We start from the raw sequence: 22,236 nt of genomic DNA on the forward strand, positions 1-22,236 counted from the left end.
GTTAGTTGGTGCAAAGATACGAACAGAATTTCAATATTTAAGTTTTTTGAAACATTCTTGTAACTTTTTTGTAGCCCTCGCGTGTTATCTTTGTAGTGGACAAAAAAACTAAGAGGAGGCAGAGTTATGAATAGCAGTATTTTCGAACAACGTAGTCGTTTTGCCATGATTGGCGCATTGATGGTTATTATCAGCCTGCTGTTTTTATTCTACATGGGAAGTTCTTTGGTAAGCTCTACAAAAAAATACCTGGAGCAGATACAAGGGATAGAGATCACTTGTATCGACACAGACGAATAAAAACAAGCAACCGAAAGGTAGGATAACCCGGGGGAAATTTGTATTTTTGCCGGAAGAAAAAACAGACCTTATGGAAGAAAAGAATAGAGCCTGGAAAACGGTGAGTAGTAAATATCTATTTCGTCGTCCGTGGCTGACTGTGCGTTGCGAAGATATGTTGCTTCCCAACGGTAACCATATCCCCGAATATTATATCCTTGAGTATCCCGACTGGGTAAATACGATTGCCATTACAAAAGATGGTAAATTTGTTTTTGTCCGCCAGTACCGTCCGGGAATTGAACGAACTTGTTATGAACTTTGTGCCGGTGTCTGTGAGAAGGAAGACGCTTCACCGTTAGTATCCGCCCAGCGTGAATTGTGGGAGGAAACAGGTTACGGAAAAGGAAACTGGCAGGAATATATGGTGATTTCCGCTAATCCGAGCACTCATACCAATCTGACTTATTGCTTTCTTGCTACAGACGTGGAACTGATAGACCATCAGCATCTGGAAGCTACTGAAGATATCAGTGTACATCTGCTTACATTGGAAGAGGTGAGAAGCCTGCTTGATAAGAACGAAATTATGCAAGCGCTGAATGCTGCTCCATTGTGGAAATATATAGCAAATCTGTAATATCGTTTGGAATTCTGTAGAGAAATAATAACTTTGGAGAAAATTTAAATTATCTAATTATGAAAACTATATTATGGAGTATTCTTTGTTTGTTTCTTTCCGGATGGGGAAGTATGCAAACGGTGTCAGCGCAGGACTTGCAAGAGATGGAAAAGAACTTGTCCGCTATCAATGAGGATTTGAATCAAAAGACAAAAGAATATAGTTGGCAGCTTGCGGCGGCTTATGCAGATTATTGTGAAGCAAACAATAAATATATAAGCTGGAACGACTTGCCTTATCTACAAACAGTTGTCGAATATGAACGGCCTGCTTCTTTGGAAACTTACCGACTGGCGCACAAAGCCAGTAAAGATGAATTGGATAAGTTTCTAAATACATATAAGGAATATAAGGATCTGACAAAGAAGCAGAAAGAAGCAGTAACCAAAGAGGAGAAGGATGCTGTATCGACTGCTTTTTCTGCATTCTGGAAGAAATTGAGAAGTGAAGAAAATCCTTATAAAGATTTGTATTATGCCGAACGGAAAGCGATCAGCAAATATCGGGCAGAAGCTTTGCGGTATGTGATTGCCCATTATAAAGAAAAAAAGCAGGAAATTCCGACTTCTTATATAAAATATGCTGAACGGTCTTATTTATTGCAGAAAGGTTCCGCTTTGGAGTTGTTGCAGAAAGAAATAAACGCATTGGAAAGTGTGCAGAGAGAACTTGTTCAGAATATAACAAGAGCAAGGTATGGGTTGGGTAAGACTGAAGATAAATAAAAGAGAGTTTCACACATAATTGATTAAGGTAATACGGGATGGAGAAATCCTTTTCTATACTGGGAGGTCTGGACTGAAAAGTTCAGACCTCTTTATCTTTCCCCTCAAGTACGTATAGAAAAGTTCTTTCCCCTCCTATGCAAACTTCTTTTGCATAGGGAGAAAACTAGTTCAGGGCATAAGGTAAACTATAACCGAAGGTTCTGATTATATAACTGGAAGTTTTGATTACATAACTGAAGCTTTCAGTTTTATAACCGGAACTTGCGGTTATAGTTTGAGGTAAGGGGAAAGTAACTTTTCCCCAAGAGAAAAGCAAGTTCTCACCTTATAGAAAAGAACTTTTCTAGTTATACTTTGGACGATAGGTAGTAGCGATTCGGGAATAGTGGTGTATGTTTGTTCAACGTTTATTCCAATACAAAAATAATAGTTTCATTTACAGGCGCCCAATCATAAATGAATTTGGCATGGGAAGTTGCATTTCGTACGCACATGTGCGAACGCGGTGTCGTTCCTAACGACGGACTATATTCTATCTGTGTCTTGCGGGGAGCATTGACCGGTACTCCGTGAATATAGGCTCCATCCGTGAAACGACTTGCATAAGGAGCATAACCTCCTGTCTCTTTCGAACCATCTTTTAGAAATACCATCTTCACTTTCTTTTCCTGTAATACAAACATTCCTAAAGGAGTTTCCTGTGCATACGGCGGCAGGTGGCGTCCCGTAGTGGAAGGATTCATGCTGCGAACCACCCATTGCCCTTCTCCGCTACGTTCGAGAGCAGCGATATTCTGATTGTGGCGGTCTACGAAAACAGCTTTGTTAAAAACAATCGTATCTCCGATTACTTTGACATACTTTTTAGGAATCATCCATTCATCTCCGGTAAACATTGGTTCTGCTTTTATGAATTTTTCCCCATCTTCGATAAAACGGGTTAGTTCTCCATCCTGGCCGTAGCGTTCGGGCACTAATGTGTCGGTCAACAAATAAAGCGGAACGGATTGGTAACGTTCTATGCCGAGAGTATCCGCCACCCGTCCGTAAGCGTTTCTTTTGAAATTCTTCACAAGCGGTGCTTCTCCATTCCTATTTTTGTAATTTTGGAGAATTGCCCAAGTGGAAGGCTGCAATTGTATATTTTCAAGCAAAGCCAGCCGTTCTTTGATTTTGTCCCATTGAAACTGCCGGGTAGTGTCTTTATAAGGATAGGTGTCCTCCAATGTATATTGGTCATACAATAAATCTTTGGTGATTTGTATTTGCTCTGCTGTGAGTTTCTTTTCAACAGGTTTAACCTCGGATTGAGTTATTGTATCTTGCGACAGCGAATCTGTCTGTTGTTGTTCATGTACAGGAGAAATCTCCCCTGTACGCGAAGTGCAGGAGTAGAAGACGCAAGAGGCAATGATGAGGCCGGATGCTATTCTATTCATATTATTTATACAGTGCATTTGATGGTTCGTTTACGAATATACATCATTATAAGGAATAATCCTTTTGTTTTGTTTAAAAAGTAGGTGACAAATATACTTTTTTGCCATACAGTGCAAGTTGTCAGTCATTTTGTCAGTCTATTTCTGACAAAGAATCATTTATTTACTTTGGCACGCTTTTCGCAATGACTTTAGCGTTCCGCCTGAAAGACGGTGGATAACATCTACAATTAAATGTATAACTAAAATATAACAAGTAACTATGAACATTAAACCATTAGCAGACAGAGTGCTTATCCTCCCTGCACCTGCAGAAGAAAAAACAATTGGTGGTATCATTATTCCTGATACAGCAAAAGAAAAACCTTTGAAGGGTGAAGTTGTGGCAGTAGGTCACGGTACGAAAGACGAAGAAATGGTATTGAAAGTAGGCGATACAGTTCTTTATGGTAAATATGCCGGAACAGAACTTGACGTTGAAGGTACTAAATATCTGATTATGCGTCAGAGCGATGTTCTCGCTGTTTTGGGTTAATTAATAATAGTAAATAGTAAATCTTTAAATAGTAAATAAAGAGATGGCAAAAGAAATATTATTCAATATCGATGCCCGTGACCAATTGAAAAAAGGTGTCGATGCTTTGGCAAATGCAGTAAAAGTAACTCTGGGCCCGAAAGGACGTAACGTTATCATTGAGAAGAAATTCGGTGCTCCGCACATCACAAAAGACGGTGTGACAGTAGCAAAAGAAATCGAATTGGCAGATGCTTACCAGAACACTGGTGCACAGTTGGTAAAAGAAGTTGCTTCTAAGACAGGTGACGATGCCGGTGACGGTACAACTACTGCAACCGTTCTTGCACAAGCTATCGTAGCTGAAGGTTTGAAGAACGTAACTGCCGGTGCTAGCCCGATGGATATCAAACGTGGTATCGACAAGGCTGTTGCCAAAGTGGTAGAATCAATCAAGGATCAGGCTGAAACTGTAGGTGACAACTATGACAAGATCGAACAAGTGGCAACCGTATCTGCAAACAACGACCCGGTAATCGGTAAATTGATTGCTGACGCTATGCGTAAAGTTTCTAAAGACGGTGTAATCACTATCGAAGAAGCAAAAGGTACAGACACTACTATCGGTGTAGTAGAAGGTATGCAGTTCGACCGTGGTTATTTGTCAGCTTACTTCGTGACAAATACAGAAAAAATGGAATGTGAGATGGAGAAACCTTACATCCTGATCTATGACAAGAAGATTTCTAACCTGAAAGATTTCTTGCCTATCCTCGAACCGGCTGTACAAACAGGTCGTCCTTTGTTGGTAATTGCAGAAGATGTAGATAGCGAAGCGTTGACTACATTGGTAGTAAACCGTCTGCGTTCTCAATTGAAGATCTGTGCTGTGAAGGCTCCGGGCTTCGGCGATCGTCGTAAAGAAATGTTGGAAGATATCGCTATCCTGACAGGTGGTGTTGTTATCAGCGAAGAAAAAGGTTTGAAACTGGAACAAGCTACTATCGAAATGTTGGGTACTGCTGACAAAGTTACAGTTACTAAAGACTATACAACTGTTGTAAACGGTGCAGGTAACAAAGACAGCATCAAAGAACGTTGCGAACAGATCAAAGCACAAATCGTGGCAACTAAGTCTGACTATGACCGCGAGAAATTGCAGGAACGTCTGGCTAAATTGTCAGGTGGTGTAGCTGTTCTCTATGTAGGTGCTGCTTCAGAAGTGGAAATGAAAGAAAAGAAAGACCGTGTAGATGATGCTTTGCGTGCAACTCGTGCTGCAATTGAAGAAGGTATCATCCCGGGTGGTGGCGTAGCTTATATCCGTGCAATTGATGCTATTGACGGCATGAAGGGTGACAATGCTGACGAAACAACCGGTGTTGAAATCATCAAACGTGCTATCGAAGAACCACTTCGTCAGATCGTTGCTAACGCTGGTAAAGAAGGTGCGGTAGTTGTTCAGAAAGTACGTGAAGGCAAGGGTGACTTTGGTTACAACGCTCGTCTGGACATTTACGAAAATTTGCATGCTGCCGGTGTAGTAGACCCTGCTAAGGTTGCTCGTGTAGCTTTGGAAAATGCAGCTTCTATCGCTGGTATGTTCCTGACTACTGAATGTGTAATTGTAGAAAAGAAGGAAGATAAGCCCGAAATGCCGATGGGCGCTCCCGGAATGGGAGGCATGGGCGGAATGATGTAATTCCAGCTTTCGCTTAAGAATATATAAAGAAGATAAGAACCACTTTCCCTAATAAGGGAAGGTGGTTCTTTTTTTGCATTCCTGCAACATCTCTGCCTTCAATTTGTTCGATTGTTGGAATACCCTTATATTTATTGTCTAATTTATTAATAAATCGAGAGATGTTGAAAGTAGTAACATTTATGAAGCAAGTAGCCCGTGGGCTACAGATGGAGGGAAACTTTGGTACTGCCCATGTATACCGTAGCAGTCTCAATGCCATCATTGCTTATTGTGGGAAAGAGGATTTCACCTTCTATGAGGTGAGTCCGGAGTGGTTAAAAGGGTTCGAAGTGCATCTTCGTAGTCGTGGATGTAGTTGGAATACCGTCTCCACTTATTTGCGCACGTTTCGTGCAGTTTATAATCGTGCTGTCGATCTTCGTAAGGCACCTTATGTTCCTCACTTGTTCCGTTCTGTTTATACAGGTACTCGTGCCGATCATAAACGTGCGTTAGGTGAGGAGGATATAAAGAAAGTATTTGCCAGGTTATCACAGGCTTTTGTCGGTTCTCCGTCATTACGCAAGGCACAGGAATTATTTATCCTTATGTTTTTATTGCGCGGTTTGCCTTTTGTCGATCTCGCCTATTTGCGTAAAAGTGATTTACGTGACAATGTGATTACATATCGCAGACGTAAGACAGGCCGCACCTTGTCGGTGACTCTAACTGCAGAAGCGATGATTCTGGTAAAGAGATATATGAACCGTGACAGTTCTTCTCCTTATCTGTTTTCTTTGTTAAAGAGTCGTGAAGGGACTCCAGAGGCTTATCGTGAATATCAGTTGGCATTGCGCACATTCAATCGTCAGTTGATGTTGCTGGGCGAATTATTGGGATTGGGTGATAGATTGAGCTCTTATACCGCCCGCCATACCTGGGCTACGACAGCTTATTATGGCTCACCCGATAATCATTGGGGGTATGCATAAATCTTAGCCAGTCTAAAGAGGAAGAATTTCTCATCCACTACTCCTCTTAATGCGGTTCTGAATTGTTTGATTTTCGCATTAAAGGATTCAGCCGCCGCATTAGAGGATCTTTTATTATAAAAGTTAAGAATATCATCATAATGTTCATAGAAGGTTGCTGCAATTACATTGAAAGCATGAAAGCCTGCCTCTTCCACTTTATTATACCATTTAGCCATACTCAATCTTGCCGCATCTTTGATTGTATTTTTGGCAAGAATCATTCTGAGTGAATGACATAATCCATACGCCTGTCCCAATTCCGGATATTCCTTAAAAAGAATTTTGGCTCTTTGTTTTTGTGCTGGGGTCCATTTTTCGGAGGATTTAAACAGCAGATAGCGGCTTCTTGCCAACAGTTCTTTCTTTGAATCTCCATTTTCATATCTCATAGGCACATATGATTCCCCTTTCTGCTTTGCTTCTTCCATCTCATCATTGGCTTCCTGGATTGCGTCCCAGCGGAGTTTGATACGCATTTCCTGCACTGCATCGCAAGCTAATTTCTGGATGTGGAACCGGTCTATTACACGAGATGCCTTGCGGAAACAGGAGCGGACTATTTTACGCATTGAGTCCGATAAATCAAGTGTCACTTCTTCTACACTGTCCAACAGGTGTTCGGGAATATGGCGTAAAGCCGCTATGACCGTCTCTGACTTCGTCCCTGCAACAATGGCGACAAGGCACATCTCACGACCATGCCTGTCCCTGTTGGTTACTATTGTATAAAGGTCGCCATTCGACAGGGAAGTCTCGTCAATAGCCAGATTAGGGCCAATGTTCTCAGGAAAGACAAGCCACTCTTCCGCATGGCTCAACTCTTCCCAATTACGATAACCGCTTAGCACATCCTTGTATTGCTTCTCAAAGGTAGATGCGTCAATATGATAGAAATCATCAAGCGTACGGCAGGTCACCGGGGATGTGTCCATACGTTTCTTTTAAAAAAGCCGCAAACTCCTTGGAGTAGCGGGTGCCTTCGGCGGCTATTTTAAGAGGTAGAATAAAACTCTTGCCGGTACGAATATCAACCCATTTACGGCGTCGGAGCAAAAGGATTACTTTGTGGTCGCGGATGGGGAAATCGGTGATGGAAACCGCAGGAATAAAACCTTTGGATTCAAAGTGAACATCATTACGTAAAGTATCGTACATCTTTTCATCAAGATGAATGTTAATCTCGGTATCGGTACTTTCTACCTTAGTTATATCAAACGAGGAAAGGACTTCGCTTGGTAGTACTATTTGAGCTAAAGATATTAATGCTGCTTCTGTCATATTACAAAAGTAATCACTTTAAAGAAAGCTACAAATAGTTACCCCCAAGAAATTGCGGGTGAGCCCTTATTATTGTGAGATTCATCCGGGTATTATTTCCGAAGCAATGGGACATTCTTCCATCACTGTGACTGAAACGTATCTGAAGCCTTTCAGGAATAAGAAAATTGATGAAGCTAATAGACAGGTAGTTGATTTTGTGAAGCGTACTATTAGTGGATTAATCGCTTGATAAATAGTCTGTTACTTTGTAGGTAACGGGAATAAATACCGGTGCAAATATGAGCATATTTCTTAAAACAACCAAACGAAATCATACATTTTTTCTAATAAACCACTCAAAAAAGGAATAGGACAGATAAAACACGCGGATTCTTTGTATTAGGGCTTTGTTAACTTCTAAATTTTGCACAAGATTTCCCCTCCCCGCTACTTGCTTTCAAAAGCAGGGGTAAAAATGTTTCGTAGCATATCGTATCGTTTTTCAGTATTGACTACTCCCGAAGAGCAGGACAAAGGTTCTTCCGTTACCTACAAAGTAACGGGCATGCTATTATTGAAACTTAGTGTTTAATAATATATTATTAATGTAATTTTTAAGTAGTTATGAAAAGAAAATTTGTAAAAGTGATGTTCTTCGGGGCGCTGGCACTTTCTACTGTCACCTATGTAGGCTGTAAAGACTACGATGATGACATTGACAATCTGCAAACACAGATTGATGCTAATAAGGCTAGCATCGCTGATCTGCAGAAATTTGTAGATGCTGGTAATTGGGTGAAGAGTGTAGAACCTGTTACTGGTGGATTCAAGGTAACATTTAACGATGGAAAATCTTATAGTATCATAAATGGTGCTAAAGGTGATAAGGGTGACAAGGGTGATACAGGTGCTCCGGGAGTAGCTGGTGGACAGGGAACTCCGGGATCGAAAGTGACTATTGATCCGGAGACCGGAGAATGGTTGATTGATAAAAAAGGTACCGGATGGTATGCAAAAGCCACAGACGGACATTCACCTTACATCGCGGATGGAACTAATGGTGATAAAGGCTATTGGTATTTTTGGGATGATAAGGCTAATGATGGAAAGGGCGGTTTCGTAAAAGGAGATAAAGCACAAGGCGACCGCGGCGAAGTCACGGAAGGAACAAATGGCAAGTCTCCTTATATTGAAGATGGATACTGGTATTATTATGATGATGCCGCCGGCAAATTTGTAAAAGGTTCTCAGGCTGCAGGTACAGACGGAGTATCTCCTTTCATTGACGAAGATGGTTATTGGTGTTATTGGGATATCAATGCTGTAAATGAAGATGGAACTAAGGGCAAATTAGTACGTGGAGATTATGCCCAAACAAGTGTATATGTTGTTGAAGCAGCGGACAGACCAGCATGGGAACTTCATGTCGGTGCACTCAATGAAGATGGAACTTATACTGATAAAACTATTATATTGCCAACAGCTGATAAATTGTCAAGCATGACTGTTGTGTCAATTGCTGATGGAAAAATTAGTGAAGGTATGAGTGAGGTAACAATGTATTATGGTATATTGGCTAAAGGTACTACTGTTAAGTTCCATAATGTAACTTATGGTTCTACAGAAAAAGCTACTACTTTAGTTGGTGCAAATAGCTCTGTAATGCATGCATTAATCAATCCGGTTAGTGTTGACTTCTCTGAATATCCTGTTGAATTGATTAATTCTCATGGGGAGGTTTGTTATACAGTTCTATCAAAAGAAAAGAATCTTTCTGAAAATCCTTTAACCACCCGTGCGGATGGCGAAAAGAAATGGAATCAGGGAATTTATGATCTTACAGTTTCTTTGATTGCTGATAAAGCAGCCGATAATAACTTGAATAATAAAGCGATAGCTTATGCTTTACGTGCTAAAGATGCTTGGGGAAATAACATCATATCAAATTATGATGTGAAGGTTATTGCTAAAAATGAGGCTTTGGATATTACTAATAAAGAAGTAGATGTGGTTTATACATCATCTGCAAAACTTGATGAATTGTTTGCTGCTGAATTGTCCAAAGTTGCAGCTCATTATTATTCTATTGAAAAGGCTGATTTGGAAGCTATTGGTGCTGTATTTGACGAAGCTACAAATACTATTTCCTCACCTACAAAACAAGGTACTATTGAAGTGAAAGTTAATTACTTGAAAACAGACGGTACAAAAGTTGAAGGAGGTAATGCTAAAACCTTTACAGTGAACTTTACTTATGACACGGGTGCTGATATTACTATCGCTGATGCTGTTGTTTGGAATCTGACTAAGGGTGCAGATGCCACAGATCCTTCAAATAATACCTCTGATCTTGTTGTTAACTCAACCGATGATTTATTCGCTATTCTGAACAAAGAGTTTACTGGCAAGAAGAAACCTACTGTAAGATTGAAGAGCATTGGATTTGCCGCTGGAGATAAGATTTCTGTTAATGGCAATGAGTATGCTTATGAAAGTGGTTCTATTGATCTTGTTGGTGCGCAACCTGTTACTATAACAGATAATAAAGGTAAAGTTACAGGATATAAGATTGCCTTCCAATTTAATCCGACTATGGTTGCAGCTGTAATGCATAATGCTGTTTTGGAAATTATTAATCCGGACTATCAACCAACATTGGGAGATGAAGTAATTAAGAAGGTAAATGTGAAAGTGGAAGTTAAGAATGCAGGTATATTTGCATTTACACCGTTAAGTGCTTATTTCACAAGTTCTGAAACTGCTATTGCTTATGGTACCCCTGATAAATCTAATGCAGTTGTAAATCAAGACTTGTATGCACTCTTTGATGAAATGAGCGCTGAAGATAAGGGACATATATCTTTTGATGAGAAAGCTCCTAACTTTGGTACTGATGATAATCCGGAAATGGGTGCAAATTGGTTAGTTAACAAAACAAACTCTGTAATTGCAGTTCCGTTGTACAAATCAACTAAGAATGATGGTGTATATTCAACGCGTCGTATGACCATTGCATACCAGCCGTTTGGAAATAAACGTTTGGCTACAATTTCTAAAGAGTTTAACTTAACTGTAAGATCTGCAATCAAAGAAGGTTCACATCCTGATATTGCTGCTAGTAAAGCTAAAGTATTGTCAATAAAGGAATCTGAAAAATTATTCAAGATTAAACCTGCTGATTTTACTGTTAAAGATGTAAAAGACGTTGCCGTAACAATTGCTAAGACAAGTAGAGATAGTAGAGTTACAGATGTTACTATAGAACTAAGTTCAGAGATTGCCAAATATGCTGAAATAGCCGGGGCAACTTCTACTCCCGTTGCGTTTGAAGGTGAATTAACTGTACAATTGAAAGCTACTACCCTATCCATTGCATCTAAAGTTGAAGGTTATGCCTTAGTGAAGATTACAGATACATGGGGAGCTGTTACAGAAGTTAAATGTCCGATAGTAATGAAAGCTGATGGAGCTAACTAAGTAACTATAAAAAGAAAACCCTTCTTCACCTTGTGTGAAGAATACGCCGAGAAGAAACAGAGTGAAGGATTTGGCTTGTGAAAGTCAATCCTTCCAATTCTGTTCTTCTTATAGAAAGGGATACCTCCCTTATTTCCCACAGGTATCCCTTTTCTTTATTTCATAACGTCTCCTTATTTGCACTAGAAACCAATTTGCTAGTCCCTTATTTCCCTATAGATTAAGGAGACGTTTTGAGAATATAGAAAACCCGGGCTTGCGAAAGTCCGGGTTTTCTTATTAGTCTTTATTTATCGGATTGAATAAGATGAAAGTCCTCATCATACAATCCCACGAGTAAACTTTGTCCTTTATCATCTACTTTCAGTCCGCCATATACAGCTTTTTGATAAAGAGTATCCTGTCCTTCTTCAAAGAAGAAAGATTCGGCGCCGAGGAAGAGGCGTCTATTTATTATTTTATATTTGATGACTAGCTCATTGTCGTTTACAGGTTCCAACGTATTTTGTAATCGTACAATTTCTCCTACCTGATTACTGTCCGTTCGGAGTATGGCATAACCGTGTGTGTCGGTTTGCTCATCTGGCAGATTTGATGAGGCTTCTTTGTAGTTAAGTCTCATATAGTCTCCTTGCATAAGAGAGCGAGGATCGACGGGGGCTAGCTGTAACAAAACCAACTGTCCGTCTTTCAAGGTTTGCTCTTTCTGATAAACCGACCAGTTGAAATACCCCAATAGCAGTATCAGGTTTGCGATAATCAATATTCGGCTATACTTTTTCATGTCTTGTTCTTTTTTGAGTGAAGAAATACCAGGCTGCAATACATGCAATTCCGATGAAGAAAAGCGTTATGGATTTGGTAAGCAGGCTCAAATTCAAATCATAATAGTATTTGGAAACAGCATAGATAAAGAGAAGGAGCGAGGCAGCACACTCCGCTTTGTAACCATAATGGAAACATATTAAAATCAGTAACAAACTACCGGATAAATAAGGAGCAAACACGGTGGGCAGACAGATAACAATGCAAAGAATGTAGATACCAACCTGATTCACCGGATGATCCACTTTCATGACCTGCATGATTCGTTGAACCATGATAAGAATTCCGATCCATATACAAACAGACAGTATGCAGGACACAAGCCAACTATTTGTTTCTGATATCAGGTAATTGATTGATAATCCTCCCAGTGAGACGATACCGGATACGAATAATCCGAAATGAAATGGTTTGTATTTGGAAAGGTAATTCTCTGTTCCTATACACTCAAACAACTTGTTTTCAAAGATGTTGGTAAATAGAAACACTCCAAGGATAGGGACTACGGCTATTTGCAAAGGATAAAATGAAGAAAAGACATGGGCAGCTTCTCCGAAAAAAGATATATTAAACAGAATGACTGAAAGAAAGGGGAGGATAAACCCTCTTGATAGCAAGAATGTGAGAATACTGATTCCTATAAGTGTAATGAAGAGGAGATTAATGCTGGCATTTATACCGAAGCCAATCAAAACACATCCGGCTATGTATAAAGTGATATTCATTGCATCCAGAAAAGACCGGACCACCATGCGGCTGATTGTTAGCGTAGTGAGAATCAATATACTTCCGGCAATCAGGCAAGAAAGATCGGAGCGGAGGATTCTGGCAAGTGCCAGAAATCCCAAAAAGAAAATAGCCGTCAGGATTCCTCCGATAATGGATACGACTTGAATAGTGAGGTTATGCTTCTGTGCCATACCATTGCTTTTTTAGATGAAGAATGATGTAAATGAGCAAAGTTGTTCCGGTGATGACAATAACTCCTCCGTAGAAGAATATCTGAACATCCCTAAGATTGCTTTGTGATATGAATGTAGTCAATAGAATCATTAATGCGGCAAACGGAATGATAGCCAGATAGAACAGGCTTTTTACTTTCCATCCATACCAAAGTCCCGCAGAAAATAGAAGGACGGTGCTTATGAGGGGAACAGACAATATAGCGTTCTCTTCGCAAATTGCCATCATTAACAGAAAACTGGTGTGTATGATGGTAGCCAGTGAAAGAAGACTGACAAACCAACGATTGTTACTGTTCAAATGACCTTTTACGCTCATTCCTTCCGTGATGATCGTTGCCAAGGCACATATCCAGGTTACTGCATTGGCCAACAAAGTCATTTCCCAAGAGTTGGCACTGGCTATCTGTATATTGTACAACCATATCGTAGTGCAAAGTAATCCGATGAACGTCAGCCATAACGGAGCGAAACGGATAGCAACCGCCCAGAGAATGATGAAAAGAGTCCATCCCAGGAAAAGATCGTAAGCATCGGCTCCCGTTTGGTAGATTTGTCCGAAAACAGCGAAAAGCGTACCTATCAGGAAGGTAGCTCCAGTCAGGAGAATCTGTTTGACGAGCTTATTCCAACGGGTGAATGTAGCGAGCAGGACAGAAGCTATTAATAACACCTCTACTATTCCTAACTTTGCAAATTTAGGTAATTCATCCCAGTTGTAGGCAAAAAAGAAGATAATGCCTGCCACTGTAAAACCAACGCCCACTGCCAATAAAAAAACAGAAAGGAATTGATTCCATTGTTTTTTATCAGCGTACAGTGCTTGTCGGGATAAAGGCGAAGAGTCGGTCTTTTCCATGTGTTTTTACTTTTTGATGATTACAAACATAAGAAAATAAAATGATTATCACCTCAAGATAGACTATAAAAAGGTATGACTTACCTTATTGTAATAGACAATAATAGCAAGTCATACTTTGAGAGAGGTAATGAAAATATTAAAAATAGAATAACTTAAAATACCTCCCGTATATGTTTAAAGTTAGAATTGATCGTATCAATCACTTCTTGTGAACGGCCGTTGATTAACAACTTATACATTGACTGCGCGAAGCCCACCATTTGCCCGAATTCTATTTTGGGAGGCATGGCCAGTGCGTTCGGATCGGTCATGATATTAACAAGTACCGGACCGTCCAGTTCGAATGCATTCAATAAAGTAGTCAACACTTCTTCCGGATCGCTGACATTAAATCCGGTCATTCCCATTGCTTCGGCCACTTGGGCGAAGTCAGGATTCAACATGTTCGTTTGCCAGTCCGGCAGTCCGTCTACTTCCATTTCCAACTTCACCATTCCCAATGAACGGTTGTTGAATACGATGATTTTAATCGGCAACTTATATTGTACAACGGTTTCCAAGTCTCCTAAAGTCATCGATAATCCTCCATCTCCGCAAAGCGCAACTACCTGACGATCGGGATAAGCCAACGCGGCACCGATAGCTTGCGGCAACGCATTTGCCATCGAACCATGATTGAAGGAACCCAGCATGTGGCGTTTGCCCGTTGCTTGCAGATAACGTGCTCCCCATACACAAGTCATTCCCGTATCTACCGTAAACACAGCATCGTCCGAACTTAGTTTGTCTATTTCAGACATCACATATTCGGGATGAATCTTATTTACGTCCCCTTTATCTTCTGTGTAAGCGGCCAAATCCTTCTTTACTCCCTCGTATCTTTTGAGTTGTTTCAGTAAGAAAGAATCATCCGTTTTCGGATTCAGCATACGCAATAAAGACTGGATGCTAAGTTTGACGTCTCCACAAAGTCCGATATCCACCTTTGCACGACGTCCCAGACGTTCGGGCTTTATATCAATCTGGGCTATCTTGATGTCATCCGGCAGGAAAGCAGAATATGGAAAGTCAGTGCCGAGCATGAGAAGCACTTCAGCTTCATGCATACTGTAATATCCCGAAGGCATTCCCAACAATCCCGTCATACCCACTTCATACGGATTCTCATATTGCACCTCCATCTTTCCTTTGAAAGTATATACCACCGGAGCATTCAGTTTCTCGGAAAGCGCGATTACTTCCTCGTGAGCTCCCCGGCAACCGATGCCACAGAAAAGAGTGATACGTGTATGTTTGTTTAACAAGTCGGCTAATTGAGCCAAATCTTCTTCCGACGGGCAAACTTCCGGTGGGGCAGGATAGTTCCGGACCGACGAGTCGACAGCAACGGCAGAAGCCTTTGCCAAGTCTCCCGGTAGCCCGATGACGGACACCCCTTTACGGGTGACAGCCGTTTGTATGGCCGATTGGAGCATACGTGGAAATTGTTTGGGAGTAGTGGCTACTTCATTATAATAACTGCAATCGTTAAAAAGTTTGATTGTATTCGTCTCCTGAAAATATTCCGTACCGAATTCTCCGGTAGGAATCGTAGAAGCGATGGCGATTACCGGTGCCCCGGAACGGTGCGCGTCATACAAACCGTTGATAAGATGAACGTGTCCCGGTCCGCTACTTCCCGCGCAGCATCCCGGACGGCCGGTCAGTTGTGCTTCTGCAGCAGCGGCATACGCTCCTGTCTCTTCATGGCGCACATGTATCCATTTTATTTGATCGTTTTTTCTGACTGCTTCGTTTACCTCATTCAGACTGTCGCCTGTTACGGCGTAAATGCGTTCAACTCCGGATTTAACCAAAGTATCTATCAGTTGTTCTGCTATTTTTTTTGCCATAGCTGTAATTGGTTTAGGATTGATTTTTATGTAATAACAGATGTCTGCAAGGAAAAGTTCTAATTTAACATATGCTAATAACGCCTTTGTGTCGGGACACATCACCGCTTTTATGTTAAAAATAATTCTGTAACAACTTTTTAGTAAAGACGTATAAACAAATGCAATATCCTTTTGTTATCTTTATAGGCGAAATCTTAACCTAATGTATTAAACCTCTTAATTACTCTAGAAAAATGAATAGAAATGAAATCGGTGTAAATGCCGGTAAGGTTTGGCAACTGCTTAGCAATAACGAAAAGTGGAGCTACGGACTTCTGAAGAGAAAATCCGGGTTGAAAGATAAAGAGCTGGGTGCCGCTTTAGGGTGGTTGTCAAGAGAGAACAAGATTGAGTTCGATCAGTGTGATGAAGAACTCTATGTATATCTCTGTGTGAATGTTTATATTGGCTAAAAGAATTTGGCACTTTAACGAAAACAGCAGAATCTCCGGAGGGATGACAGCCCGGTCAGCCCTTCGGAGATTCCCGTTTTTTATCCTTTTTCCTTTTAATGTATCTTCCTTTCAATTGATTTCCGGAAATAATTCTGTTACTTTGCACCACGAATTAAAATGCAAGAAACAATGAGAAGTTTTGCCTCTGACAATAATTCCGGTGTGCATCCGTTGGTAATGGAAGCCTTGAACCGGGCCAATATAGACCATTCTTTAGGATATGGCGATGACAAATGGACGGAAGAAGCCGTAGAGAAGATTAAAGAAACCTTCACCCCGAACTGTGTCCCTTTGTTTGTATTCAACGGAACAGGCAGCAATGTGGTAGCATTGCAACTGATGACCCGCCCGTATCATTCTATCTTTTGTGCGGAAACTGCTCATATCTATGTCGATGAGTGTGGCTCTCCTGTGAAAATGACAGGTTGTCAGATTCGCCCGATTGCTACTCCTGACGGTAAACTTACCCCGGAATTGATGCAACCTTACCTGCACGGTTTCGGCGACCAACACCATTCGCAACCTAGAGCTCTCTACATCTCCCAATGTACGGAACTTGGCACCATCTACACTCCCGAAGAGTTGAAACGCCTGACTGACTTTGCCCATCTGAATGGTATGTATGTACACATGGACGGAGCCAGAATAGCCAATGCCTGTGCCGCCCTGAATCTTTCCCTTAAAGAACTGACGGTGGATTGTGGAGTCGATATTCTTAGTTTCGGCGGAACGAAGAACGGACTGATGATGGGAGAGTGCGTGATTGTATTTAATAAAGACCTGCAACCGGAAGCCCGTTTCATCCGTAAGCAATCCGCCCAGCTCGCTTCGAAGATGCGTTACCTCTCTTGCCAGTTTACGGCATACCTCACTGACGACCTTTGGCTGAAGAATGCCAGCCACGCCAATGCGATGGCTGCCAAACTTCGTGCGGAATTAGAGAAACTGCCCGAAGTCACTTTTACTCAAAAAGCCGAGAGCAACCAACTATTCCTCATCCTGCCCCGCCCGGTTATCGACCGGATGCTGGAGTCTTATTTCTTTTATTTCTGGAACGAAGAGAAGGATGAAATCCGCTTGGTAACTTCTTTTGATACGACAGAAGAAGATGTGGACGAGTTTATAGGACTTTTGAAACGTTAAAAAGGAAATTCAGGACAACAAAAGCCTCTGAAACTCTGTTGTAATAAGAAGTTTGAAACTAACTTTGTCCGCAAAGTTTTCTACTTCTTATGATTATGAATACTAGACAGAACAGGCTAATCATATTCGCGCTTTTGTTGTTGACACAAACCCCGTTGGGCGCACAGCTGCATTCTACTAAAATTGAACTGCCGGAGGATTCTGTATCTGCAACCATGGAAGATTCTGTTCCGGCAAAGCGCAGCTTCTTTAAAAAGTTTCTTGATTACTTCAATGACGCCAATAAGGAAAAAAAGAATAAAAAGTTTGATTTCAGTGTGATAGGCGGTCCCCACTATTCCAGTGACACCAAGTTCGGACTCGGACTGGTGGCAGCCGGATTATATCGCACCGATCGGAACGATTCGCTTCTTCCTCCCTCCAATGTCTCTCTTTACGGAGATGTGTCGACGGTCGGCTTCTATCTGTTGGGAATCCGTGGGAACCATCTGTTTCCGCAAGACAAATACCGCTTGAATTACAATCTCTATTTCTATTCTTTCCCCAGCCTGTATTGGGGACGGGGATATGACAATGGAGCCAACTCTGATAATGAAAGCGACTATAAACGTTTTCAAGCACAGGTGAAAGTCGATTTTATGTTCCGGCTGGCAAAGAACTTCTACATCGGCCCGATGGCCATATTCGATTATATCGACGGGCGGAACTTTGATAAACCGGAACTATGGGAAGGAATGGCGGCACGGACCACCAATACCAGCCTGGGACTTTCCCTCCTTTACGATTCACGTGATTTCCTGACAAATGCATCTCACGGCTATTACTTGCGGATAGACCAGCGATTCAGCCCGGCTTTTCTCGGCAATAAATATGCGTTTAGCAGTACAGAACTGACTACCAGTTATTATCAGCCGGTATGGAAAGGCGGAGTGCTGGCAGGACAATTCCACACATTGCTTACCTATGGCGATACCCCGTGGGGATTGATGGCAACGTTGGGAAGCTCTTACTCCATGCGCGGATATTACGAAGGACGCTATCGGGACAAAGGAGCAATGGATGCGCAAATAGAACTCCGGCAACACGTCTGGAAACGGAATGGAGTGGCAGTATGGGCAGGAGCGGGAACGATTTTTCCACGACTCTCCGAGTTTACTCCGAAACATATTCTGCCTAATTATGGTTTCGGTTATCGTTGGGAGTTTAAGAAGAGAGTAAATGTACGTTTGGATTTAGGGTTTGGCAAACACCAGACCGGATTTATTTTTAATATCAATGAAGCTTTTTAAGAATATAAAGAATTGGTTAGAGAATCAGGAACATTTGTTTTATCTGTTCCTCTTCATCTTGATAGTACCCAACCTTGTGCTCTGTTTGACAGAGCCTTTACCGTTGATGGCAAAGGTGTGTAATGTGCTTTTGCCTTTCGGCTGCTATTATCTGTTGATGACTTTGTCGAGAAACTGTGGCAAGATGCTTTGGATTTTATTCCTGTTCCTGTTTTTCGGAGCCTTTCAGATTGTATTGCTTTATTTGTTCGGCCAGTCCATTATCGCTGTCGATATGTTTTTGAACTTGGTGACTACCAATTCGAGTGAAGCCCTCGAATTGCTTGATAACCTCACACCTGCCATTATTGCTGTCATCGTACTCTATGTACCTGCTTTGATATTAGGGACCATTTCAATTGTACGCAAGCGGAAACTCACGGCAGAATTTATCCGCAGAGAACGGAAGAGAGCCTCCATAGTCTTTGGAATCTCCCTCCTTAGCCTTGTCGGAGCATATATGCAGGATCCGGGATATGAGTTGAAGTCCGATTTATATCCGCTGAACGTGTGTTATAACGTAGGTCTAGCCTTCCAACGAACCGCCTTGACGCAGAATTATCACCGTACTTCGAAGGACTTTACTTTCCATGCCCTGCCTACGCATCCGAAAGAGAAACGGGAAGTATACGTAATGGTCGTAGGAGAAACCTCCCGTGCCCTGAACTGGCAATTGTATGGTTACGAACGTGAAACGAACCCTCTTTTATCCCGGCAACCGGGTCTGATTGCTTTCCCGAAAGTACTGACAGAGTCGAATACGACACATAAAAGTGTCCCCATGTTGATGTCGGACGCTACCGCTTGCAACTATGATTCTATCTATCATCAGAAAGGAATCGTCACCGCTTTCAAAGAGGCAGGTTTCCGGACAGCCTTTTTCTCCAACCAACGTTACAACCATTCGTTTATTGACTTCTTCGGAATGGAAGCCGATACGTACGATTTTATAAAAGAAGATTCTGTCAGTTCCTCCTATAATCCTTCTGACGACGAACTTCTGAAATTGGTGGAGCAGGAACTGGCTAAAGGTGCGACGAAACAATTTATTGTGCTCCACACCTACGGTTCTCACTTTAATTACCGCGAACGTTACCCGTCGGAAAGTGCTTTCTTTACGCCCGATTATCCGATGGAAGCAGAAAGAAAATACCGGGATAACCTGGTCAATGCCTATGACAACTCCATCCGTTATACGGACGGTTTCTTGTCACGCCTTATCCACATGTTGGAAAAACAGCAGATAGATGCCGCCATGCTCTACACTTCCGATCATGGTGAGGATATTTTCGACGATTCCCGCCATTTGTTCCTCCACGCTTCTCCCGTACCTTCTTATTATCAACTTCACGTGCCGTTCCTCATCTGGATGTCCGACAACTACCTTGAAACCTATCCCGAACATTGGAAAAATGCTGTGGATAATAAGGATAAGAATATTTCTTCCAGCAGCTCTTTCTTCCCGACCATGTTGTCTTTGGCCGGAATAGAAACTCCTTACCGGGATGATTCGCAATCTGTAACGGCTCCGCACTACATCCTAAAACCGAGAGTTTATCTGAACGACCACAACGAACCCCGTCCGCTGGATGATTTGGGTATGAAGAAGCAAGACTTCCAGATGCTGGAAAAGAGGAATATCAAGTATTAAGTGTTAGGTATTAATCCTTGTTAATTTTTGCATCCAAAAGCGTGATTGGCGTGTTATTTGCCGTATGATGTATGAACGATTAAATTCATAAAACATGGCCTATATAGATTATTACAAGATTCTTGGAGTAGACAAAAGTGCTTCGCAGAATGATATCAAAAAGGCTTTTCGTAAGTTGGCCCGAAAGTATCATCCTGACTTGAATCCTAATGACCCGAGTGCAAAGGATAAGTTTCAGGAAATCAATGAAGCCAATGAAGTACTAAGTGATCCAGAGAAACGTAAAAAGTATGATGAGTACGGAGAACATTGGAAACATGCCGATGAATTCGAAGCGCAGAAACGTGCACAGCAGCAAGCCGGAGGCTATGGCGGTGCGGGAGGTTTCGGCGGATTCGGCGGTGCAGGTCAAGGTTTCTCCGACGGTAACGGAAGTTATTGGTATAGTTCCGATGGAGAGGGATTTTCCGGTGGCAATGCCAGTGGATTTTCAGATTTCTTCGAATCCATGTTCGGACATCGGGGAGGAAGAGGACAAGGCTCTGCGGGATTCCGCGGACAGGACTTTAATGCCGAACTTCATCTTTCCCTTCGTGATGCTGCTCAAACGCATAAGCAGATATTGACCGTAAATGGTAAACAAGTGCGTATCACCATCCCTGCCGGTGTAGCCGACGGACAGGTAATCAAACTGAAGGGCTACGGAGCCGAAGGTGTCAACGGAGGACCTGCGGGCGACTTGTACATTACGTTCGTGATAGCCGAAGACCCGGTGTTCAAACGCCTGGGCGACGACCTGTACGTAGATGTGGAAGTAGACCTTTACTCTGCTGTATTGGGAGGTGAGAAAGTGATCGATACGCTGGACGGTAAAGTGAAACTGAAGATAAAACCGGAAACGCAGAACGGTACGAAAGTCCGACTGAAAGGTAAAGGATTCCCGGTTTATAAGAAGGAAGGACAATTCGGTGACTTGATTGTGACCTATTCCGTCAAGATTCCTACGAACTTGACCGACAAACAGAAAGAGTTGTTCCGTCAATTACAGAGTATGAACTAAAATGAATGAGCACTATGCAGACCGAATTAATTATTGTCAGTGAATACTGTCACAAATGTCATATTGAGCCTTCATTCATCGACCTGTTGGAAGAGGGCGGTTTGATTAACGTACATACCGAAGGCGGCGAACATTATCTGCTTTTGTCGGAACTCCCGAACGTGGAGCGTTACAGCAGAATGTACTACGACTTATCCATCAATATGGAAGGTATCGATGCCATTCATCATTTACTGGAAAAGATGGAAGATATGAGACGCGAAATGAGTTCGCTTCGCAAACAACTTCTGCTGTACCGGGAACGGGAAATAGAAGATATGGACTGGTAAAAAAATAGAGCCTCTGTTTGATCCGAACAGAGGCTCTATTTATAGTAAACAGAGGCTCTGATTCACTCAATCAGAGCCTCTGTTTTTTCAGGACGTTTGCATGGTTGTCAACTTATCCAATATACGTACAAATCTCTTCCAGATAGCGTGCGTCGATGGTGTCGAAACTATCCAGTTCATCACTGTCAATATCCAGCACTCCAATGACTTCACCCTGTTGGAGGATCGGTACTACTATTTCCGATTTCGAGTCCGAACTACAGGCAATGTGTCCGGGAAACTGTTCTACGTCAGGAACAATCAGTGTCCGGGCCTCTTTCCAGGCTGTGCCGCAAACTCCTCTGCCGAGGCGGATGCGGGTGCAGGCAATGGGACCCTGAAACGGACCCAGTACGAGTTCATCCTCTTTCACAAGGTAAAAGCCTACCCAAAAGAAACCGAAAGTCTGTTTGAGCGCCGCTGCAACGTTGGCAAGGTTAGCTATGAGATCCGTTTCCGTACTTACCAGAGCGTGTAGTTGCGGAAGTAACTCCCGGTATTTCTCTTCCTTATTTCCTGTGCCGATGATTAAATTCTCTGCCATCTCTTTT

The 22,236-nt window shown here is 42.0% G+C and carries 20 protein-coding genes and 4 pseudogenes; 15 read left to right on the top strand and 9 right to left on the bottom strand.

Features of this window, described 5'->3' with window-relative positions; translation table 11 throughout:
- The first annotated feature begins 126 nt into the window (after positions 1 to 126).
- From HMPREF9009_RS26050 to HMPREF9009_RS22555, 3 genes are all read left to right on the top strand, one after another.
- Positions 127 to 300 (top strand): hypothetical protein, encoded by a 174-nt coding sequence (locus HMPREF9009_RS26050; RefSeq protein WP_008015767.1) that lies wholly within the window; start codon positions 127 to 129, stop codon positions 298 to 300.
- A 70-nt stretch (positions 301 to 370) separates the two neighbouring features.
- Positions 371 to 919 (top strand): NUDIX hydrolase, encoded by a 549-nt coding sequence (locus tag HMPREF9009_RS22550; RefSeq protein WP_004314010.1) that lies wholly within the window; start codon positions 371 to 373, stop codon positions 917 to 919.
- Between the two features lie 59 nt (positions 920 to 978).
- Complete coding sequence (locus HMPREF9009_RS22555; protein WP_004314009.1) at positions 979 to 1,686, top strand: DUF5039 family protein; 708 nt, start codon at positions 979 to 981, stop codon at positions 1,684 to 1,686.
- 410 nt (positions 1,687 to 2,096) lie between these two features.
- Here the strand turns inward: HMPREF9009_RS22555 and HMPREF9009_RS22560 are convergent, their stop codons facing one another.
- Positions 2,097 to 3,146, bottom strand: a complete 1,050-nt coding sequence (locus tag HMPREF9009_RS22560; protein WP_049703443.1) for a L,D-transpeptidase — start codon at positions 3,144 to 3,146, stop codon at positions 2,097 to 2,099.
- A 244-nt stretch (positions 3,147 to 3,390) separates the two neighbouring features.
- Between HMPREF9009_RS22560 and HMPREF9009_RS22565 the strand changes: the two genes are divergently transcribed.
- The 3 genes and pseudogenes from HMPREF9009_RS22565 to HMPREF9009_RS22575 form a co-directional block, all read left to right on the top strand.
- Positions 3,391 to 3,663: a co-chaperone GroES gene (locus HMPREF9009_RS22565; RefSeq protein ID WP_004314007.1), complete on the top strand. Its 273-nt coding sequence runs from the start codon at positions 3,391 to 3,393 to the stop codon at positions 3,661 to 3,663.
- A 43-nt stretch (positions 3,664 to 3,706) separates the two neighbouring features.
- Complete coding sequence (gene groL / locus HMPREF9009_RS22570; RefSeq protein ID WP_004314006.1) at positions 3,707 to 5,344, top strand: chaperonin GroEL; 1,638 nt, start codon at positions 3,707 to 3,709, stop codon at positions 5,342 to 5,344.
- Between the two features lie 161 nt (positions 5,345 to 5,505).
- Positions 5,506 to 6,285 (top strand): annotated as a pseudogene (locus HMPREF9009_RS22575) (tyrosine-type recombinase/integrase); the annotation flags it as partial.
- Between the two features lie 14 nt (positions 6,286 to 6,299).
- Here HMPREF9009_RS22575 and HMPREF9009_RS22580 read toward each other — a convergent pair.
- Positions 6,300 to 7,292 carry an ISAon1 family transposase gene (locus HMPREF9009_RS22580; protein ID WP_182425236.1) on the bottom strand — a complete coding sequence of 331 codons (993 nt, stop codon included), beginning with the start codon at positions 7,290 to 7,292 and terminating at the stop codon, positions 6,300 to 6,302.
- Positions 7,258 to 7,638: an ISAon1 family transposase N-terminal region protein gene (locus HMPREF9009_RS22585; protein ID WP_049701282.1), complete on the bottom strand. Its 381-nt coding sequence runs from the start codon at positions 7,636 to 7,638 to the stop codon at positions 7,258 to 7,260. The genes HMPREF9009_RS22580 and HMPREF9009_RS22585 overlap by 35 nt, the downstream gene beginning before the upstream one ends.
- 67 nt (positions 7,639 to 7,705) lie before the next feature.
- Between HMPREF9009_RS22585 and HMPREF9009_RS22590 the strand changes: the two are divergent.
- Together HMPREF9009_RS22590 and HMPREF9009_RS22595 are read left to right on the top strand one after the other, a co-directional pair.
- Positions 7,706 to 7,870: pseudogene (locus HMPREF9009_RS22590) on the top strand (recombinase); the annotation flags it as partial.
- 374 nt (positions 7,871 to 8,244) lie between these two features.
- On the top strand, positions 8,245 to 11,097 hold the full coding sequence (locus HMPREF9009_RS22595; RefSeq protein ID WP_004314004.1) for a PL29 family lyase N-terminal domain-containing protein: 2,853 nt from the start codon (positions 8,245 to 8,247) through the stop codon (positions 11,095 to 11,097).
- A 286-nt stretch (positions 11,098 to 11,383) separates the two neighbouring features.
- On the opposite strand, the gene HMPREF9009_RS22600 is transcribed toward HMPREF9009_RS22595, so the two are convergent.
- From HMPREF9009_RS22600 to HMPREF9009_RS26445, 4 genes are all read right to left on the bottom strand, one after another.
- Entirely contained in the window at positions 11,384 to 11,881 is a 498-nt protein-coding gene (locus HMPREF9009_RS22600; protein ID WP_049703444.1) for a GDYXXLXY domain-containing protein, read from the bottom strand.
- Entirely contained in the window at positions 11,868 to 12,842 is a 975-nt protein-coding gene (locus HMPREF9009_RS22605) for a DUF4401 domain-containing protein (RefSeq protein WP_049703445.1), read from the bottom strand. Before HMPREF9009_RS22605 ends, HMPREF9009_RS22600 begins: the two co-directional genes overlap by 14 nt.
- On the bottom strand, positions 12,826 to 13,743 hold the full coding sequence (locus tag HMPREF9009_RS22610; RefSeq protein WP_049703446.1) for a DUF2157 domain-containing protein: 918 nt from the start codon (positions 13,741 to 13,743) through the stop codon (positions 12,826 to 12,828). Before HMPREF9009_RS22610 ends, HMPREF9009_RS22605 begins: the two co-directional genes overlap by 17 nt.
- A 155-nt stretch (positions 13,744 to 13,898) precedes the next feature.
- Positions 13,899 to 14,438 (bottom strand): thiamine pyrophosphate-dependent enzyme, encoded by a 540-nt coding sequence (locus tag HMPREF9009_RS26445; RefSeq protein WP_284515549.1) that lies wholly within the window; start codon positions 14,436 to 14,438, stop codon positions 13,899 to 13,901.
- Here HMPREF9009_RS26445 and HMPREF9009_RS26450 point away from each other — a divergent pair.
- A pseudogene (locus HMPREF9009_RS26450) lies at positions 14,438 to 14,506 on the top strand (hypothetical protein); the annotation flags it as partial. The gene HMPREF9009_RS26445 and the pseudogene HMPREF9009_RS26450 overlap by 1 nt on opposite strands.
- Positions 14,507 to 14,741: 235 nt before the next feature.
- Here HMPREF9009_RS26450 and HMPREF9009_RS26455 read toward each other — a convergent pair.
- Positions 14,742 to 15,740, bottom strand: a pseudogene (locus HMPREF9009_RS26455) (thiamine pyrophosphate-binding protein); the annotation flags it as partial.
- A 134-nt stretch (positions 15,741 to 15,874) separates the two neighbouring features.
- On the opposite strand from HMPREF9009_RS26455, the gene HMPREF9009_RS22620 reads away from it, so the two are divergent.
- The 6 genes from HMPREF9009_RS22620 to HMPREF9009_RS22650 all read left to right on the top strand — a co-directional run bounded on the left by HMPREF9009_RS22620 (position 15,875) and on the right by HMPREF9009_RS22650 (position 21,646).
- Positions 15,875 to 16,093, top strand: coding sequence for a winged helix-turn-helix domain-containing protein (locus HMPREF9009_RS22620; protein ID WP_004313999.1), 219 nt, complete (start codon positions 15,875 to 15,877; stop codon positions 16,091 to 16,093).
- A gap of 171 nt (positions 16,094 to 16,264) precedes the next feature.
- Positions 16,265 to 17,278: a threonine aldolase family protein gene (locus HMPREF9009_RS22630; protein WP_049703448.1), complete on the top strand. Its 1,014-nt coding sequence runs from the start codon at positions 16,265 to 16,267 to the stop codon at positions 17,276 to 17,278.
- Between the two features lie 89 nt (positions 17,279 to 17,367).
- Positions 17,368 to 18,567, top strand: a complete 1,200-nt coding sequence (locus HMPREF9009_RS22635; protein ID WP_049703449.1) for a BamA/TamA family outer membrane protein — start codon at positions 17,368 to 17,370, stop codon at positions 18,565 to 18,567.
- A complete protein-coding gene (locus HMPREF9009_RS22640; protein WP_049703450.1) occupies positions 18,554 to 20,257 on the top strand; it encodes a phosphoethanolamine transferase in 1,704 nt (567 codons plus the stop codon). Before HMPREF9009_RS22635 ends, HMPREF9009_RS22640 begins: the two co-directional genes overlap by 14 nt.
- 94 nt (positions 20,258 to 20,351) lie before the next feature.
- The gene (locus HMPREF9009_RS22645; protein ID WP_007748510.1) at positions 20,352 to 21,317 is read left to right on the top strand and encodes a DnaJ C-terminal domain-containing protein; all 966 of its coding nucleotides are present in this window, start codon (positions 20,352 to 20,354) and stop codon (positions 21,315 to 21,317) included.
- Between the two features lie 14 nt (positions 21,318 to 21,331).
- On the top strand, positions 21,332 to 21,646 hold the full coding sequence (locus HMPREF9009_RS22650; RefSeq protein ID WP_008025905.1) for a chaperone modulator CbpM: 315 nt from the start codon (positions 21,332 to 21,334) through the stop codon (positions 21,644 to 21,646).
- A 112-nt stretch (positions 21,647 to 21,758) separates the two neighbouring features.
- Here HMPREF9009_RS22650 and HMPREF9009_RS22655 read toward each other — a convergent pair whose 3' ends face one another.
- Entirely contained in the window at positions 21,759 to 22,229 is a 471-nt protein-coding gene (locus HMPREF9009_RS22655) for a GAF domain-containing protein (protein ID WP_022275904.1), read from the bottom strand.
- Positions 22,230 to 22,236 lie beyond the last annotated feature (7 nt).

This window comes from Bacteroides sp. 3_1_13, from assembly GCF_001185845.1.
GTDB classification, from domain to species: domain Bacteria; phylum Bacteroidota; class Bacteroidia; order Bacteroidales; family Bacteroidaceae; genus Bacteroides; species Bacteroides xylanisolvens.